At 71.4% G+C, this 17,956-nt stretch carries 13 protein-coding genes and 1 pseudogene; all 14 read left to right on the top strand.

What is annotated here, in order from left to right; translation table 11 throughout:
• The first annotated feature begins 48 nt into the window (after window positions 1-48).
• On the top strand, window positions 49-2,670 hold the full coding sequence (locus ACIA79_RS02230) for a valine--tRNA ligase (protein ID WP_399426143.1): 2,622 nt from the start codon (window positions 49-51) through the stop codon (window positions 2,668-2,670).
• Between the two features lie 128 nt (window positions 2,671-2,798).
• A complete protein-coding gene (locus tag ACIA79_RS02225; protein ID WP_399426141.1) occupies window positions 2,799-4,295 on the top strand; it encodes a bifunctional folylpolyglutamate synthase/dihydrofolate synthase in 1,497 nt (498 codons plus the stop codon).
• A gap of 7 nt (window positions 4,296-4,302) precedes the next feature.
• On the top strand, window positions 4,303-4,656 hold the full coding sequence (locus tag ACIA79_RS02220; RefSeq protein WP_399426139.1) for a DUF4233 domain-containing protein: 354 nt from the start codon (window positions 4,303-4,305) through the stop codon (window positions 4,654-4,656).
• A gap of 100 nt (window positions 4,657-4,756) precedes the next feature.
• Window positions 4,757-5,170, top strand: a complete 414-nt coding sequence (ndk, locus tag ACIA79_RS02215; RefSeq protein WP_399426137.1) for a nucleoside-diphosphate kinase — start codon at window positions 4,757-4,759, stop codon at window positions 5,168-5,170.
• Window positions 5,171-5,433: 263 nt separating this feature from the next.
• The gene (locus ACIA79_RS02210) at window positions 5,434-6,453 is read left to right on the top strand and encodes a rod shape-determining protein (protein ID WP_031070458.1); all 1,020 of its coding nucleotides are present in this window, start codon (window positions 5,434-5,436) and stop codon (window positions 6,451-6,453) included.
• 149 nt (window positions 6,454-6,602) lie between these two features.
• On the top strand, window positions 6,603-7,553 hold the full coding sequence (gene mreC, locus ACIA79_RS02205; protein ID WP_399426135.1) for a rod shape-determining protein MreC: 951 nt from the start codon (window positions 6,603-6,605) through the stop codon (window positions 7,551-7,553).
• 3 nt (window positions 7,554-7,556) lie between these two features.
• Window positions 7,557-8,222, top strand: a complete 666-nt coding sequence (gene mreD, locus ACIA79_RS02200) for a rod shape-determining protein MreD (RefSeq protein WP_399426133.1) — start codon at window positions 7,557-7,559, stop codon at window positions 8,220-8,222.
• 19 nt (window positions 8,223-8,241) lie between these two features.
• Window positions 8,242-10,431, top strand: coding sequence for a penicillin-binding protein 2 (gene mrdA / locus ACIA79_RS02195; protein ID WP_399426131.1), 2,190 nt, complete (start codon window positions 8,242-8,244; stop codon window positions 10,429-10,431).
• 6 nt (window positions 10,432-10,437) lie between these two features.
• Entirely contained in the window at window positions 10,438-11,640 is a 1,203-nt protein-coding gene (gene rodA, locus ACIA79_RS02190; RefSeq protein WP_399426129.1) for a rod shape-determining protein RodA, read from the top strand.
• Between the two features lie 53 nt (window positions 11,641-11,693).
• Entirely contained in the window at window positions 11,694-13,202 is a 1,509-nt protein-coding gene (locus tag ACIA79_RS02185) for a CHAD domain-containing protein (protein WP_399426127.1), read from the top strand.
• Window positions 13,203-13,262: 60 nt separating this feature from the next.
• Window positions 13,263-15,185: a TIGR03960 family B12-binding radical SAM protein gene (locus ACIA79_RS02180; RefSeq protein ID WP_399426126.1), complete on the top strand. Its 1,923-nt coding sequence runs from the start codon at window positions 13,263-13,265 to the stop codon at window positions 15,183-15,185.
• A 70-nt stretch (window positions 15,186-15,255) separates the two neighbouring features.
• Window positions 15,256-16,239, top strand: a complete 984-nt coding sequence (locus tag ACIA79_RS02175) for a hypothetical protein (protein ID WP_399426124.1) — start codon at window positions 15,256-15,258, stop codon at window positions 16,237-16,239.
• 125 nt (window positions 16,240-16,364) lie between these two features.
• The gene (locus tag ACIA79_RS02170; protein WP_399426122.1) at window positions 16,365-17,147 is read left to right on the top strand and encodes a TIGR03936 family radical SAM-associated protein; all 783 of its coding nucleotides are present in this window, start codon (window positions 16,365-16,367) and stop codon (window positions 17,145-17,147) included.
• 177 nt (window positions 17,148-17,324) lie between these two features.
• A pseudogene (locus tag ACIA79_RS02165) lies at window positions 17,325-17,956 on the top strand (ribonuclease E/G); the annotation flags it as partial.

Raw genomic sequence — 17,956 nt, 5'->3', positions numbered from 1 at the left:
AAGATTCCCGTTTCAGTACGGGGCTGTGACACCTCTAAACTGTGGCCCGTGACCGAGAACACTCAGCAGCAGCCAGCGTCCCTCCCCGAACTGCCGACCACCTACGCGCCGGCCGAGGTAGAGGGGCCGCTGTACGAGCGCTGGGTGGAGCGCGGTTACTTCGACGCCGACGAGCACAGCGACAAGCCGGCGTACACCATCGTCATCCCGCCGCCGAACGTCACCGGCAGCCTCCACCTGGGCCACGCCTTCGAGCACACGCTGATCGACGCCCTCACCCGCCGCAAGCGCATGCAGGGTTACGAGACGCTGTGGCAGCCCGGCATGGACCACGCCGGCATCGCGACCCAGAACGTCGTGGAGCGCGAGCTCGCCAAGGAGGGCAAGTCCCGCCACGACCTGGGCCGGGAGGCGTTCGTCGAGCGCGTCTGGCAGTGGAAGGCGGAGTCCGGCGGCCAGATCTCCGGCCAGATGCGGCGCCTCGGCGACGGCGTCGCCTGGTCCCGCGAGCGGTTCACCATGGACGAGGGCCTGTCCAAGGCCGTCCAGACCATCTTCAAGAAGCTCTACGACGACGAGCTCATCTACCGCGCCGAGCGCATCATCAACTGGTGCCCGCGCTGCCTGACCGCCATCTCCGACATCGAGGTGGAGTACCAGGACGACGACGGCGAGCTCGTCTCCATCCGGTACGGCGAGGGGGAGAACTCCATCGTCGTCGCCACCACCCGCGCCGAGACGATGCTCGGTGACACCGCCGTCGCGGTCCACCCCGACGACGAGCGCTACCGGCACCTCGTCGGCACCGAGATCGAGCTGCCGCTCACCGGCCGCCGCATCCCGGTCGTCGCCGACGAGCACGTCGACCCCGAGTTCGGCACCGGCGCCGTCAAGGTGACCCCGGCGCACGACCCGAACGACTTCGAGATCGGCCAGCGCCACGGCCTGCCCGCGATCGCCGTCATGGACGAGCACGCGGTCATCACCGCCCACGGCCCGTTCCAGGGCCTGGACCGGCTGGAGGCCCGCTCCGCCATCGTCGGCGCCCTGCGCGCCGAGGGCCGGATCGTCGCCGAGAAGCGTCCGTACGTCCACTCCGTCGGCCACTGCTCGCGCTGCAAGACCACCATCGAGCCGCGGCTGTCCATGCAGTGGTGGGTCAAGGTCGGCCCGCTCGCCAAGGCCGCCGGTGACGCGGTCCGCGACGGCAGCGTCAAGATCCACCCGCAGGACATGGAGAAGCGGTACTTCGACTGGGTCGACAACCTCCACGACTGGTGCATCTCGCGCCAGCTGTGGTGGGGCCACCGCATCCCGGTCTGGTACGGCCCGAACGGCGAGGTCGTCTGCGTCGGCCCCGACGAGCAGCCGCCGTCCGGCGAGGGCTGGCACCAGGACACCGACGTCCTCGACACCTGGTTCTCGTCCGGCCTGTGGCCGTTCTCCACGCTCGGCTGGCCGGAGCGGACCGACAGCCTCGCGAAGTTCTACCCGAACTCCGTCCTCGTCACCGGCTACGACATCCTCTTCTTCTGGGTCGCCCGGATGATGATGTTCGGCCTGTACGCGATGGACGGCACGCCGCCGTTCCACACCATCGCCCTGCACGGCATGGTCCGTGACCAGAACGGCAAGAAGATGTCGAAGTCCTTCGGCAACGCGGTCAACCCGCTGGACTGGATGGACAAGTACGGCTCCGACGCGCTCCGCTTCACCCTCGCGCGCGGCGCCAACCCCGGCATCGACGTCCCGATCGGCGAGGACTGGGTCCAGGCGTCCCGCAACTTCGCCAACAAGATCTGGAACGCCACCCGCTTCGCGCTGATGAACGGCGCGACGGTGGAGGGCCCGCTGCCCGACCCGTCGCAGATGTCGGCCACCGACCGGTGGATCCTCTCCCGCCTCAACACGACGGTCGCCGAGGTCGACGCGTTCTACGAGGACTACCAGTTCTCCAAGCTGTCCGACGCCCTCTACCACTTCGCGTGGGACGAGGTCTTCGACTGGTACGTCGAGCTGTCCAAGACGACGTTCATGGGCGGCGGCGAGCCGGCCAAGGTCTCCGCCCGCGTGCTCGGCGAGGTCCTGGACGTCATGCTCCGGCTGCTGCACCCGGTCGTCCCGTTCGTCACCGAGACCCTGTGGACCACGCTCACCGGCCGCGAGTCCGTCGTCATCGCCGACTGGCCGAGCGACAGCGGCTTCCGCGACGAGGCCGCCGAGCGGGAGATCGAGCTCGTGCAGCGGGTCGTCACCGAAGTCCGCCGCTTCCGCTCCGACCAGGGCCTCCAGCCGGGCCAGAAGGTCCCGGCCCGCCTGGAGCTGGCCGGCACCGCGCTCGCGCCGCACGAGCCGGCCATCCGCCAGCTCCTGCGCCTCCAGCCCGAGGGCGAGAGCTTCCACCCCACCGCGACCCTCCCGGTCGCCGGGGCCACGGTCGCGCTCGACCTGTCCGGCGCGATCGACGTGGAGGCGGAGCGCAAGCGCCTCGCCAAGGACCTGGCGGCGGCCGAGAAGGAGAAGGCCCAGGCCACGGCGAAGCTCGGCAACGAAGCCTTCCTCGCCAAGGCGCCGGACCAGGTGGTCGGGAAGATTCGCGCCCGGCTGGCCAAGGCGGACGAGGACATCGCCCGCATCACCGCCCAGCTGCAGAACCTGCCGCAGGCCTAGGGAATGTCGTGCCGATCACACCGGGCTCGCGGCGCTGATCCAGCCTGATCGACAGGACACCCCCTGGCACACCGCGGTAACGGCCCCGGAACCGAAAGGTTCCGGGGCCGCTCCGTAGACTGGACGGCGTGAGTGAGCAGCCCCCCTCCAGCGATGACTTCGACGAGATCGTCGAAGCCGAGACCGACCGAGACCCCGACCTGGCGGTGATCGAGGCCGGCAGCCGTACGCTGCGCGCCCAGGCCGGACCGCCCCAGGCCGACCCCGTGCCCGCACGGCCCGCCGACCCGGAGGTCGACCAGGCGCTGCGGGAGGTGGAGCAGGAGCTCGCCACCCGGTGGGGCGAGACCAAGCTGGAACCCTCGGTGGCGCGGATCGCCGCGCTGATGGACGTCCTGGGCGAGCCGCAGCGCTCGTACCCCTCGATCCACATCACCGGCACCAACGGCAAGACGTCCACCGCACGGATGATCGAGGCGCTGCTCGCCGCGTTCGACCTGCGCACCGGGCGGTACACCTCGCCGCACGTGCAGTCGATCACCGAGCGGATCAGCCTGGACGGCGCGCCGATCAGCCCCGAGCGCTTCGTGGAGACGTACCGGGACATCAAGCCGTACGTCGAGATGGTCGACGCCCAGCAGGACTACCGGCTCTCCTTCTTCGAGGTCCTCACCGGAATGGCGTACGCCGCGTTCGCGGACGCTCCGGTGGACGTGGCGGTCGTCGAGGTCGGCATGGGCGGCAGCTGGGACGCGACGAACGTGATCGACGGCTCCGTCGCCGTGGTCACGCCCATCTCGCTGGACCACACGGACCGGCTCGGCTCGACGCCCGCCGAAATCGCCGGCGAGAAGGCCGGGATCATCAAGGAGGGCGCGACCGTCGTCCTGGCGCAGCAGCCGGTGGACGCCGCGCAGGTGATGCTGAAGAAGGCCGTCGAGGTCGACGCGACGGTGGCCCGCGAGGGCCTGGAGTTCGGTGTCGTCTCCCGCGAGGTGGCGGTCGGCGGGCAGCTGCTGACGCTGCGCGGGCTCGGCGGCGAGTACGAGGAGATCTTCCTGCCCCTGTACGGCGCCCACCAGGCGCACAACGCGGCGGTCGCGCTGGCCGCGGTGGAGGCGTTCTTCGGGGTGAGCGCGCAGGGGCGCACGCTGGACATGGAGACCGTCCGGCGGGCCTTCGCCTCGGTGGCCTCGCCGGGCCGCCTGGAGGTGGTGCGGCGCAGCCCGACCGTGGTGCTGGATGCCGCGCACAACCCGGCCGGGGCGCAGGCGACCGCCGAGGGCATCAGCGAGGCGTTCGGCTTCTCGCGCCTGATCGGCGTCGTGGGCACGAGCGCCGACAAGGACGTGCGGGGCCTGCTGGAGGCGTTCGAGCCGATCTTCGCGGAAGTCGTGGTCACGCAGAACTCCAGCCATCGCGCGATGGACGCGGACGAGCTCGCCGCGATCGCCGTCGAGGTCTTCGGCGACGAGCGGGTGGTGGTCGAGCCGCGGCTGGACGACGCGCTGGAGGAGGCGATCACGCTCGCCGAGGAGGAGAGCGAGTTCGCGGGCGCGGGTGTCCTGGTGACGGGTTCCGTGATCACGGTCGGCGAGGCCCGGCTGCTGCTGGGGAAGGGCTGAGGATTCGATGCGTACGCTCTGCGCGTCCACGCTGATCGGCGAGTTCTTCGTGATCGGCTTCGCCGGTCTGGTGGCGATGAAGGACGACGGCCTGGCGCTGGGCACGGTGTGGACGGTGTGCGGAGTGCTCATGGCCCTCAGCGTCCTGCTGTGCGGCATGATCACCCGCCCGGGCGGCCTCCAGCTCGGCTGGGCGCTGCAGATCGCGCTCATCGCGAGCGGGTTCGTCGTGCCGATCATGTTCTTCCTGGGTGCGGTGTTCGCGGGCCTGTGGTGGGCGTCGATCCACTTCGGCCGCAAGATCGACGAGGCGAAGGCGCGCTGGGCGGCCCCGTCGGAAGAGGCGGCCCAGCCCCGGTGAGCGCGCGCCCGGCGGGTGGGGTGATCCGGGTGCCGGCGGGGCGCAGGGGCCCTGTAGCCTCACCTCACCGCACCCGTCTGCCTGCAAGGAGCCGTCACACATGACCCAGCGCACGCTCGTCCTGCTCAAGCCCGACGCCGTACGCCGCGGCCTGATCGGCGAGATCATCGGTCGCATCGAGCGCAAGGCCGGCTGGGCCATCACCGCAATGGAGCTGCGCACCCTCGACCAGGACACGCTGGAGCAGCACTACGGCGAGCACAAGGGCAAGCCGTTCTACGAGCCGCTCGTGGCGTTCATGTCCTCCGGACCGGTCGTCGCCCTGGTCGTCGAGGGCGAGCGCGTCATCGAGGGCGTACGGCAGATGGCCGGGCCGACCGACCCGATCGCCGCAGCGCCCGGGTCCATCCGGGGCGACTTCGGCACCATCGTCCGGGAGAACCTGATCCACGCATCGGACTCGGAGGAGTCCGCCATTCGGGAACTGAAGATTTTCTTCCCGGGTATTTCCTGACCTGCTGTCAGCCGTACAGGGCCCGTGACCTGGGGCGACCGATGGAATTTCGGTCGCCCTTCGGTATATGAACGTCCCGGTCGGGAACGCATCGGTCCGACGCCTCGTCACCTATACAGAGGCGGGCCACCGCGCCGTGTCCGGGCAAGCGTGACTACGATGTGAATCTCCGCGCCACACCACCCACCTCGCCTACCTGAGAAGCCGTCAACGCTCTAATTGGGAAGGCCCGACGCATCCTCATGGGAAACAAGGGGAACTCAATGTCGTTCATCGGCCGTGACATGGCTGTCGACCTCGGGACCGCCAACACGCTGGTGTACGTCAGGGGTCGCGGCATCGTCCTCAACGAGCCGTCCGTCGTCGCCATCAACACCAACACCGGTGGCATCCTGGCGGTCGGCGCCGAAGCGAAGAAGATGATCGGCCGGACCCCCGGCAACATCGTCGCCGTCCGCCCGCTGAAAGACGGGGTGATCGCCGACTTCGAGATCACCGAGCGGATGCTCAGGTATTTCATCCTGAAGATCCACAAGCGTCGCTACCTGGCCCGTCCGCGGGTCGTGGTCTGCGTCCCCTCGGGCATCACCGGAGTCGAGCGCCGCGCCGTCATCGAGGCGTCCACGCAGGCCGGCGCGCGCCAGGTGCACATCATCGAAGAGCCCATGGCCGCTGCCATCGGCTCCGGCCTCCCGGTCCACGAGGCCACCGGAAACATGGTCGTCGACATCGGTGGCGGCACCACCGAGGTCGCCGTCATCTCGCTCGGCGGAATCGTCACGGCACAGTCCATCCGGGTGGCCGGCGACGAGCTGGACAACGCGATCATCCAGCACATCAAGAAGGAGTACAGCCTCCTCCTCGGTGAGCGCACCGCCGAGCAGATCAAGATCACCATCGGCTCGGCGTTCGACCTCGAGACCGACGAGCACACCGAGATCCGCGGCCGCGACCTGGTCTCCGGTCTGCCCAAGACCGTGGTCATCTCGGCCGCCGAGGTCCGCAAGGCCATCGAGGAACCGGTCAACGCCATCGTCGACGCCGTCAAGACGACCCTCGACAAGTGCCCGCCGGAGCTCTCCGGCGACGTCATGGACCGCGGCATCGTGCTCACCGGCGGCGGCGCCCTGCTGCGCGGCCTCGACGAGCGGCTGCGCCGTGAGACCGGCATGCCCATCCACATCGCCGAGGACCCGCTGGACTCGGTGGCGCTGGGCTCCGGCAAGTGCGTCGAGGAGTTCGAGGCGCTCCAGCAGGTGCTGGACGCCCAGCCGCGCAGATAGCGCGTTCCCCAGCGGTCAGCCGTACGGGTGCTGTCCAGACCCGTACGGCTGATCGTTGATCGGGTGGGTCCGGTTGGTATAACGGCACACACACCCTGCGACCCACATTCCGGTGAGTTTTCCTACGAGGAAGGGCACGGCCGCCCCACGTGAGGGACACACGAGAGAGCCGGCTGCTCCTGGTGCTGCTGGTAGCCATCGCGTTCGCATTGATCACGGTGGACATCCGCGGCGGCGAGGAGTCGCCCGTGGACGGCGCCCGGCGGGCCGCCGCGACGGTCTTCGGCCCCGTCGAGAAGAGCGTCGCGTCCGCGGTCGATCCGGTCGGCAACGCCATCGCCGCCGTACGGGACTCCGACGAGCGCCACAACCGCGTGGCGCAGCTGGAGCGGGAGAACGCCGCGCTGAAGGCGAGACTCGGCAGCGACGACCGCAACCGCAGCCGTGTCCGCGAGCTCGACAACCTGCTGAAGAAGGCGGGCTCCGGCCAGTACGGCATCAAGGCGGCCGAGGTCATCGCCATAGGAGCCGCCCAGGGCTTCTCGTGGACCGTGACCATCGACGCCGGCTCCGCCGACGGCATCCGGCGCGACATGACCGTCATCAACGGCGACGGACTCGTCGGCCGCGTCACCACCGTCGGGCCGAGCACCTCCACGGTGCTCCTCGCCAACGACCCGGACTTCACCGTCGGCACCCGGATGGAGAAGACCGACGAGCTCGGCTTCGCCACCGGCCAGGGCGACCGCCCGCTGTCGGTGCAGTTCCTCAACGGCAAGGCCAAGGTCAAGCCCGGGGACCGGCTCGTCACCTTCGGCTCGCAGGCCGCCAAGCCGTTCGTGCCCGGCGTCCCGGTCGGCGAGGTCATCCGCGTCGACCCGTCCGGCGGCGACCTCACCCGCAACGTCTTCGTCCGCCCGTACGTCGGCTTCAGCAAGCTCGACATCGTCGGCGTCGTCGTGCAGTCCCCGCGCACCGACCCCCGCGACATGGTGCTGCCGCCCAAGCCCACGCCCGAGCCGACCGTCACGGTGACGGTGACCCCGTCCGCGGCCGGCACGCCCAGCGGCTCGCCGAGCGGCGCACCGGAGGGGGAGTAGACCATGCGCTTCAACCGGATCCTGCTCTCCACCACGCTCGTCGTGGTCGCCCTGGTCCTCCAGGTGTCGATCCTGGCCCGCCTCCAGCTCCCCGGCGCCGTCCCCGACCTGCTGCTGCTCGTCGTCCTCGCGCTGGCCCTCGTGTACGGGCACGTCAGCGGTGCCCTCATCGGCTTCGGCGCCGGACTGCTCGCCGACCTCGCGCCGCCCGCCGACCACGCCGCCGGCCGCTACGCCCTGGTCCTGTGCGTCATCGGCTACCTCGCGGGCCTGACCAAGCCGGAGAACGGCCAGCTGCGCTCCGCCACCGGCCCCATGGTCATGGTCGTCGCCGCCGCCGTCGCCTCCACGCTGCTGTACGCGGGCGTCGGCGCGCTCGTCGGGGACACCGCCGCCCGCCACGTCGGCCTGGTCTCACTGCTGATCAGCGCCGTCGTCTACGACGTGCTGCTCGCGCCCTTCACCGTGCCGCTGATCATGGCGCTCGCCCGACGAGCCGAGAACGATCCGCTGGCCGAGAACACCGGCGCCGGCACCGACGTCTCCACCGGCTGGATGGCCTCGGGCACCGGACTGCGCGTCGGCGGCCAGCGCAGCGGGCTGCGCATCAAGGCCGCCCGCAGCAGGGCGGCCCGCGCCGGCCGCATCAAGGGCGTCAAGCGACTGTGACCGAGGGGGCAACCGCGTCATGAGCAACATCCCCGAGACCGGCCGGACCCCCCGGGTCCAGATCCGGCTCATCGTCATCCAGGTCCTGGTCTTCTCCCTGCTGTTCACCCTCGGCGGGCGCCTGTGGTACCTCCAGATCCGGCAGGGCAAGGAGTACACCGACGAGGCGAAGAACAACCACGTCCAGCAGGTCGTCCAGCCCGCCGTCCGCGGCTCCATCCTCGACGCCCGCGGCGTGCCCCTCGCCGACAACGAGACCCGCCTCGTCGTCTCCGCCTCCCGCACCGAGCTGCTGAAGATGAAGGACGACGGCAAGGCCGTCCTGACCCGCCTCGCGGGCGTCCTCGGCATGAAGCCCAAGGAGGTCATGGACAAGGTCCGCCTCTGCGACGCCAAGACGCCCCAGCCCTGCTGGAACGGCTCCCCCTTCCAGCCGATCCCCGTCACCGACGAGGCCACCACCCAGCAGGCCCTCCAGATCCGCGAGCGCGCCGAGGACTTCCCCGGCATCACCGCCGAGCCCACCGCCGTACGCCGCTACACCGCGCCCGGCGGCGCCCGCACCGCGCAGGTCCTCGGCTACCTCTCGCCCGTCACCGACGAGGAGATCGAGAAGGCCAAGGACACCGACTCGCCGTTCCTGCGCTCCGACATGGTCGGCCGCTCCGGCCTGGAACGCACGTACGACAAGGCGCTGCGCGGCAAGGCGGGCGTCACCCGCTACGAGGTCGACAACCTCGGCCGCGTCCTCGGCGAGGCCGAGAGCGACCCGGGCCGCCCCGGCTCCACGGTCGTCACCAGCATCGACGCACGGGTCCAGGCCGTCGCCGAGTACGAGCTCCACGCGGCGATGAAGAAGGTCCGCCAGGAGACCGACAAGATCACCGGCCGGCCCTACAAGGCCGACGCGGGCGCCGTCGTCGTCATGGAGTCGCGGACCGGCCGCGTGGTCGCGATGGCCTCCCAGCCCGACTACGACCCCAACGCCTGGGTCGGCGGCATCTCCGCCAAGGAGTACGCCAAGCTCACCGGCAAGAACTCCAACTACCCGCTGCTCAACCGGGCCATCCAGGGCCAGGCACCCGCCGGCTCCATCTTCAAGGTGGTGTCGGCGAGCGCCGCCGTACGGGCCGGCTACCCCTTCGACGGCCGCTACAACTGCAGCAGCTCCTACAGCCTCGGCGGCCGCAGCTTCGCGAACTTCGAGTCCAAGGGACACGGTCCCATCAGCCTCGGCGACGCCCTCAAGTTCTCCTGCAACACCGTCTTCTACGCCCTCGGCCACCGGGAGTGGCAGAAGGACGGGGGCCTGAAGCCCAAGAAGGACGCCCACGACTGGTTCTACCGGACCGCACACGAGTTCGGCCTCGGCTCCGAGACCGGCATCGACCTCCCCAACGAGGTCACCGGCCGCATCCCCGACCGCCAGTGGAAGCAGCGGTTCTGGCAGGCCAACAAGGACTCCTGGTGCAAGCAGGGCAAGAAGGGCGGCACCTACGTCGAGCAGATCGCCTACGAAAGCTGCCTGGAAGGCAACCAGCTGAAGGCCTTCGACAGCATCAACTACGCCATCGGCCAGGGCGACGTCCTCGTCACCCCCATCCAGATGGCCACCGCCTACGCCGCCATCAGCAACGGCGGCACCCTCCACCGGCCCATCATCGGCAAGGCGATCATCAGCCCCGACGGCAAGCGGATCGAGGAGATCAAGCCCAGGGCCAACGGCAGGCTGCCCGTCGACGCCCGGACCATCAGCAACCTCGACAAGGGGCTGCGCTCCGTCGTCGAGCCCGGCGGCACCGCCGCCTGGCGGTTCGGCGGCTGGCCGCAGGACAAGATCCCGATGCGGGCCAAGACCGGCACCGCCCAGGTCTACGGCAAGCAGACCACCTCGTGGTTCGCCACCTACACCGACGACTTCACCATCGTCATGACGATCTCCCAGGGCGGCACGGGCTCCGGTGCCTCCGGCCCCGCCGTGCGCAACATCTACGACGCCCTCTACGGCCTCGACGACGCCGGCAACCAGGACCTCAAGCGCGCCCTGCTGCCCCAGCCGCAGAAGACGCTGCCCAGGATCCAGCCGGACGGCACCATCGACGCACCGGAGGTCAAGCCGTACGACCCCGACTCGCAGAAGGTCGACCCGGCCCAGCAGGGCGACGGGGAGCCGCAGCTCGCGGGCCCGCCCCCGGTCTGGAGGGACTGATCCACGATGGCCGGCACCAACAACTTCTCCGTCCCCGGGTACGCGCCGCAGCGCGGCGGCGTCTGGACCCGGCTGACCGCACGCGACTCCTGGGTGCGCCGGCTCGACTGGCCGCTGCTCTTCTCCTCGATCGCGCTGTCCTTCATCGGGTCGCTGCTCGTGTGGTCCGCCACCCGCAACCGCACCGAGCTCAACCACGGCGACCCGTACTACTTCCTGCTGCGCCACGTCCTCAACAGCGGCATCGGGTTCGCGCTGATGATCGGGACGATCTGGCTCGGCCACCGCACCCTGCGCGGTGCCGTGCCCGTGCTGTACGGCATCTCCGTGGTGCTGGTCCTGCTCGTCCTCACCCCGCTCGGCGCCACCATCAACGGCGCCCACGCGTGGATCGTGGTCGGCGGCGGCTTCTCCCTCCAGCCCTCCGAGTTCGTGAAGATCACGATCATCCTGGGCATGGCGATGCTCCTCGCCGCGAAGGTCGACGCGGGGGACCAGCTCCATCCGGACCACCGGACCGTCGCCAAGTCCCTCGGCATCGCCGTCGTACCGATGGCCATCGTCATGATGATGCCGGACCTCGGCTCCGTGATGGTGATGGTCGTCATCGTGCTCGGCGTGCTGCTCGCCTCCGGCGCCTCCAACCGCTGGATCTTCGGCCTGCTCGGCGCGGGCGCCGTCGGCGCCGCCCTGGTCGCGGCGCTCGGCGTCCTCGACGAGTACCAGATCAACCGCTTCGCAGCCTTCGCCAACCCCGAGCTCGATCCCGCGGGCGTCGGCTACAACACCAACCAGGCGCGCATCGCCATCGGTTCCGGCGGGCTGTACGGGGCCGGCCTCTTCAACGGCCACCAGACCACCGGCCAGTTCGTCCCCGAACAGCAGACCGACTTCATCTTCACCGTGGCCGGCGAGGAACTCGGCTTCATCGGCGCCGGCACGATACTCGCGCTGCTCGGCGTGGTGCTGTGGCGGGCCTGCCGCATCGCCCGCGAGACGACCGAGCTCTACGGCACGGTCGTCGCCGCCGGCATCATCGCCTGGTTCGCCTTCCAGTCCTTCGAGAACATCGGCATGACGCTCGGCATCATGCCGGTCGCCGGCCTGCCGCTGCCGTTCGTGTCGTACGGCGGATCGTCGATGTTCGCGGTGTGGGTGGCGATCGGACTGCTCCAGTCGATCAGGGTGCAGCGGCCCATAACGGCCTGAGCGGTGCCGCGCGGACCGGCGTAGACAGGGCCGTCCGGGGTAACCCGAATCGAATGACGGCGGATACACAACGCGAGATCGAGCGGAAGTACGAAGCCACCCCCGGCACCCGGCTGCCCGTCCTGACCGGCGTGGCCGGGACCGCCCGCACCGTCGACCAGGGCGTCACCGACCTGGACGCCGTGTACTACGACACCGCCGACCTGCGCCTCGCCGCGGCCGGCATCACCCTGCGGCGCCGCACCGGTGGCGGCGACGCCGGCTGGCACCTCAAACTGCCCGTCACCCCCGGGACCCGCGACGAGATCCGCGCCCCGCTCGCCGACGAGGTCCCGGACGCCCTGGCCGCCCTGGTCCGCGCCCGGACCCGCGGCGCCGCCGTCGTCCCCGTCGTACGCCTGCGCTCGTCGCGGGACGTGCGGCACCTCCTGGACGAGCGGGGCGCGCTGCTCGCCGAGCTCAGCACCGACACGGTCCGCGCGGACCGCCTGAACGGCTCCGGCCGCCACGCCGAGTGGACCGAGATCGAGGTGGAGCTCGCGGACGGCGGCGACCCCGCGTTCCTCGACGCCGTGCACAAGCGGCTGCGCAAGGCCGGGCTGCGCCCCGCCGCGTCGCCCTCCAAGCTCGAACGGGCACTGGTGGAGACCGGATGGCACCCCCCGCGCGAGCCCGAGGCGGACGGGAGCGCGGGCGACCACGTCCTGCGCTACCTGCGCGAGCACGCCGAAGCGCTCCTCACCTACGACGCCGCCGTACGGCGCGACCTGCCCGACTCGGTCCACAGGATGCGGGTCGCCACCCGCCGCCTGCGCAGCGCCCTGCGCTCGTACCGCACGGTCCTCGACCGCGCCGCCACCGATCCCCTCGCCGACGAGCTCAAGTGGCTCGCGGGCGAACTCGGTGCCGCGCGCGACCACGAAGTGCTCACCGGGCGGCTCACCGCCGGGACCGACGCGCTGCCGGACACCCTGCTCCTCGGCCCGGTGCGCGCCAGGCTGCAGGCCTGGGCCGCGGCCGGCCGCGCCGCCACCCGCGAGCGCACCACCGCCGCCCTCGACAGCGACCGCTACCTCGCCCTCCTCGCGGCCCTCACCGCGCTGCTGGCCGAGCCGCCGCTGCGCCGCGCGGCCCGGAAGCCCGCCGCGAAGGTGCTGCGCGGGGCGGTGCTCAAGGAGTACGAGCGGCTCGCCGCCCGCGTCGACCACGCCCTCGCCCTGCCCGCGGGCACGGCGCGGGACCTCGCCCTGCACGACGCCCGCAAGGCCGCCAAACGGGTCCGGTACGCCGTGGAGGCCGCCCGCCCGGCGCTCGGCAAGCCCGCGAAGCGCTTCGCCCGGCGGATGAAGGGCGTCCAGCAGCTCCTCGGCGAGCACCAGGACGCCGTCGTCGCCCGCGGGACCCTGCGGGAGCTGGCGGTCAAGGCCCACGCGGCCGGCGAGACCGCGTTCACCTGGGGATTGCTGTACGGCAGGGAGGAGGCCCGGGCGGAGCGCTGCGAGCGCGAGCTGCCGCAGGTGTGGGGCCGGGCGGCCCCTGGCGGGAAAGCGGGGCGGCTCTGAGGGCCCGGAGGGCGGGTTACGCTTGAGAGTCGCCCCCTTGCCAGCTCACGAAGGTTCGAGATGTCCGAGTCGGTCTTCCCACAGCTCGAAGCTCTGCTCCCGCATGTGCAGAAGCCCATCCAGTACGTCGGCGGTGAGCTGAACTCCACCGTCAAGGAGTGGGACAGCTGCGACGTGCGCTGGGCGCTCATGTACCCGGACGCGTACGAGGTCGGCCTGCCCAACCAGGGCGTCATGATCCTGTACGAGGTACTGAACGAGCGCGAGGGCGTGCTCGCGGAGCGCACCTACAGCGTGTGGCCCGACCTCGAAGCGCTGATGCGCGAGCACCGGGTGCCGCAGTTCACCGTGGACAGCCACCGGCCCGTGAAGGCGTTCGACGTCTTCGGGCTGAGCTTCTCCACCGAGCTCGGCTACACCAACATGCTCACCGCCCTCGACCTCGCGGGCATCCCGCTGGAGGCGAAGGACCGCACGCTCGACGACCCGATCGTGCTCGCGGGCGGCCACGCGGCCTTCAACCCCGAGCCGATCGCCGACTTCATCGACGCCGCGATCATCGGTGACGGCGAGCAGGCCGTGCTCGACATGACCGAGATCATCCGCGCCTGGAAGGCGGAGGGCCGCCCCGGCGGCCGCGAGGAGGTCCTCTTCCGCCTCGCGAGGACCGGCTCCGTCTACATCCCGGCGTTCTACGACGTGGAGTACCTCCCGGACGGCCGTATCGGCCGTGTCGTACCGAACAGGTCGGGCGTCCCGTGGCGCGTGTCCAAGCACACCGTCATGGACCTCGACGAGTGGCCCTACCCCAAGCAGCCGCTCGTCCCGCTCGCCGAGACCGTGCACGAGCGGATGTCCGTGGAGATCTTCCGCGGCTGCACCCGCGGCTGCCGTTTCTGCCAGGCCGGCATGATCACGCGCCCCGTGCGGGAGCGAAGCATCACCGGCATCGGCGAGATGGTCGACAAGGGCCTGAAGGCGACCGGCTTCGAGGAGGTCGGCCTGCTGTCGCTGTCCTCCGCCGACCACTCCGAGATCGGCGACATCGCCAAGGGCCTCGCCGACCGGTACGAAGAGGACAAGATCGGCCTGTCCCTGCCCTCCACCCGCGTGGACGCGTTCAACGTCGACCTCGCCAACGAGCTGACGCGCAACGGCCGCCGGTCCGGTCTGACCTTCGCCCCCGAGGGCGGCTCCGAGCGCATGCGCAAGGTCATCAACAAGATGGTGTCGGAGGAGGACCTGATCCGCACCGTCGCCACCGCGTACAGCAACGGCTGGCGCCAGGTGAAGCTGTACTTCATGTGCGGCCTGCCGACGGAGACCGACGACGACGTGCTCCAGATCGCCGACATGGCGGCGAACGTCATCGCCAAGGGCCGCGAGGTGTCGAAGTCCAACGACATCCGCTGCACGGTGTCGATCGGCGGGTTCGTCCCCAAGCCGCACACCCCCTTCCAGTGGGCCCCGCAGCTCTCCGCCGAGGAGACCGACGCCCGCCTGGAGAAGCTCCGCGACAAGATCCGCGGCGACAAGAAGTACGGCCGCTCCATCGGCTTCCGGTACCACGACGGCAAGCCAGGCATCGTCGAGGGCCTGCTCTCCCGCGGTGACCGCCGGGTCGGCGCGGTCATCCGCGCGGTCTACGAGGACGGCGGCCGCTTCGACGGCTGGCGCGAGCACTTCAGCTACGACCGCTGGATGGCCTGCGCCGAGAAGACGCTGCCGGAGTACGGCGTGGACGTCGACTGGTACACCACCCGCGAGCGCACCTACGAGGAGGTCCTGCCCTGGGACCACCTCGACTCCGGTCTCGACAAGGACTGGCTCTGGGAGGACTGGCAGGACGCCCTCGACGAGACGGAGGTCGAGGACTGCCGCTGGACGCCGTGCTTCGATTGCGGTGTCTGCCCGCAGATGGACACCCACATCCAGATCGGCCCGACGGGGAAGAAGCTCCTTCCGCTGACCGTCGTGAAGTGATCATGTAACGTCCGCGCAACGGCCCGGCCGGGGAAGAAACCCCTGGCCGGGCCGTTGCGTCATCTGCGGTATGGACCTGGAGAAGCGGAACGAGGCGTACGAGGGCGGCGAAGGCTGCCTCACCACGGTGATCAGGATCCCGGTGCGGATCGTGGTGCTGCTCGTGGTGATACCCGTCCGCATGCTCTGGGACGTCCTGACCGCCTGCGGCCGGGCGCTCGACCGGGTGCTGCTGCGCCCGCTGGGCCGGGCCCTGGAGTGGGTGTGGGACACCCTGCTGGTGCCCGTGGGCCGTGCCCTGGCGTGGCTGGTGTCGGGCCTGGTGACGTACGGCGTCGTGGTGCCCAGCCGGTGGCTGTACCGCTGGGTGCTCACCCCACTGGGGCGGGGCATCGCCTGGCTGGTCCACACGCTGGTCGTCACACCGCTGGTCTGGTTCTTCCGCACCGTGCTCACCCCGGTCGGGCGCGGGCTCGGATGGGTCCTGTGGGCCGTCTTCGTCTGGCCCTTCACCGCCCTGTACCGGTGGGTGCTCACCCCGCTCGGACACGGCCTGGCCTGGCTCGGCACGGTCCTCGTCGTCATCCCCTGCCGGTGGCTGTACCGCTGGGTGCTCACCCCGGTCGGACGCGCTCTCCTCGCCGTCGGGCGGGAGATCGTCGCCGCGGCCGAGGTCGCCTGGCGCGTCGCCGGGTACGTCTCGCGCGCCGTGGGCCGCGCGCTGAAGTGGCTCGCCTGGCACCTCGCCGGCCGGCCCGCCGCCTGGTTCTACCGCACCGTGTGCACCCCGGTCGGCCATGCCGTGCGCGACCACCTGTGGCGCCCGGCCCGGCGCGCCGCCGTCGCGGCGGGGCGCGCGGCCGGGGCGGCGCTCGTCTCCGCAGGTGAGGTGGTGCGCAAGGCCCGCCGGGACGCGTGGCGGGCCCTGGTGGGCGACGCCGCCGCGCGGCAGCCCCTGGAACACGCGCACGTCCCGGCGCGTACTCTGGGTAGTACGACGACCGCTCCTGGCGCGGCGCCCGCACCCGAGATCTCCCTGCGCAAGCGGGGGTGAGCCGGGCGGGACCCCCGGGAGCCGCCCGAATTTTCGTGGGCGGTGCGCCACCCGCGCCCGCCCCGCACCGAGGAGAAGAACCACTGGGCAAGCGACAGCCCGAAGGCCCGCCGCCCGCACCGGCGGTGCAGCGCATCCGACTGCGCTACACCAAGCGCGGCCGCCTCCGGTTCACCAGCCACCGTGACTTCCAGCGCGCCTTCGAGCGTGCGCTGCGCCGCGCCGAGGTGCCCATGGCGTACTCGGCCGGCTTCACCCCGCACCCGAAGGTCTCGTACGCCAACGCCGCCCCCACCGGGACCGGCTCCGAAGCGGAGTACCTGGAGATCGCCCTCACCGAGCCGCGCGACCCCGGCACGCTGCGCGAGCTGCTCGACGAGTCCCTCCCCGACGGGCTCGACATCACCGACGCCGTCGAGGCGCGCACCTCCGGACTCGCCGACCGGCTCACCGCCTCCGTCTGGGAGCTGCGGCTCGACGGCGTGGGCGCCGAGGAGGCCGGGCGCGCCGTCGCCGCCTTCCTGGCGGCCGACACCGTCGAGGTGCAGCGCAGGACGAAGAACGGCATGCGCACCTTCGACGCCCGGGCCGCCGTGGCGGGCCTGGAGGCGGCCTCCGCGCCGGACGATAGGCCGGGGCAGGGCCCCTGTGCGATACTGCGGCTGGTTGTTCGGCACGTGACACCTGCCGTACGACCCGACGACGTCCTGTCCGGTCTCCGAGCTGTGGCCGACCTGGCGCCGCCGGTCCCCGCAGCGGTGACCAGGCTGGCGCAGGGGCTCTTCGACGAGGAGTCCGGCACGGTGACCGACCCGCTCGCGCCCGACCGCGAGGCAGTCACGGCCGCCCCACCCAAGGCCGCCGAACATGCCGCGGCGACGCAGGGTGCAGGTTCCGCGCAGGGGTAGTCGTCGCAGCGCAGCCCTGGCACTCGGGAGCCACCTGGGTCGGGCCGCGTGCACACACACAAGACTTTCGCCAGGCCGTGCGTACCTCGTACGGAACCGGCGAGCCAGACATAACAGCTCCCGTGCGGCGCCCGCGCCCGACGCGGCGCCCGGGAGCGTGACGGGAGAACCGCCCGCATGCTCGAGCCGAACGAATCCGGCGTCACCGCCGGTCACCACACCAGCGAAGAGAACAACTCTCCGAGCGACACGCTGCCGCCGCGCCGCCGGCGCCGCGCCGCCTCGCGTCCCGCCGGCCCGCCGTCCGCGGCCACCGGCGCCGCCGAGGTCGTCGTCGACACCCCGGAGCCGGCACCGGCCCCGGCCGCCGCCGAGGCGCCCGCCGCCGCGGCCACCGAGGACGCCGCGCCCGCCCGTCCGCGCCGCCGCGCCACGCGCAAGGCGACGGCTCCCGCCGGCGCGCCCGCCGCTGCCGAGGCGCCCGCCGCGGAAACGCCCGCCGAGGCCCCCGAGGCGGAGGCTCCGGCCGAGGAGGCCGCCCCGGCTCGTACGCGTCGCCGTGCGACCCGCAAGGCCACGGCTCCGGCGGGTGCGCCGGAGGCCGCCGAGGCACCGCAGACCGTGGAGGCCCCGGCCGCCGCCGAGGCCGCGGTCGAGGAGACCGCCGCTCCCGCTCGTACGCGTCGCCGTGCGACCCGCAAGGCCACGGCTCCGGCCGGTGCGCCCGAGGCCGCCGAGGCACCGCAGACCGTGGAGGCCCCGGCCGCCGCCGAGGCTCCCGTCGAGGAGGCTCCGGCCGAGGAGGCCGC

Source organism: Streptomyces sp. NPDC051310, assembly GCF_044455245.1.
In the GTDB taxonomy this organism is placed as follows: domain Bacteria; phylum Actinomycetota; class Actinomycetes; order Streptomycetales; family Streptomycetaceae; genus Streptomyces.
This window is presented reverse-complemented; position numbering and strand designations above follow the sequence as displayed.

Coding starts and splice junctions, on each gene's coding strand:
- rodA (WP_399426129.1), top strand. CDS start 10,438: ATGGCCGGCACCAACAACTTCTCCGTCCCCGGGTACGCGCCGCAGCGC.
- ACIA79_RS02220 (WP_399426139.1), top strand. CDS start 4,303: ATGCGTACGCTCTGCGCGTCCACGCTGATCGGCGAGTTCTTCGTGATC.
- ACIA79_RS02210 (WP_031070458.1), top strand. CDS start 5,434: ATGTCGTTCATCGGCCGTGACATGGCTGTCGACCTCGGGACCGCCAAC.
- ACIA79_RS02175 (WP_399426124.1), top strand. CDS start 15,256: ATGGACCTGGAGAAGCGGAACGAGGCGTACGAGGGCGGCGAAGGCTGC.
- mreD (WP_399426133.1), top strand. CDS start 7,557: ATGCGCTTCAACCGGATCCTGCTCTCCACCACGCTCGTCGTGGTCGCC.
- ACIA79_RS02180 (WP_399426126.1), top strand. CDS start 13,263: ATGTCCGAGTCGGTCTTCCCACAGCTCGAAGCTCTGCTCCCGCATGTG.
- ACIA79_RS02185 (WP_399426127.1), top strand. CDS start 11,694: ATGACGGCGGATACACAACGCGAGATCGAGCGGAAGTACGAAGCCACC.
- mrdA (WP_399426131.1), top strand. CDS start 8,242: ATGAGCAACATCCCCGAGACCGGCCGGACCCCCCGGGTCCAGATCCGG.
- ndk (WP_399426137.1), top strand. CDS start 4,757: ATGACCCAGCGCACGCTCGTCCTGCTCAAGCCCGACGCCGTACGCCGC.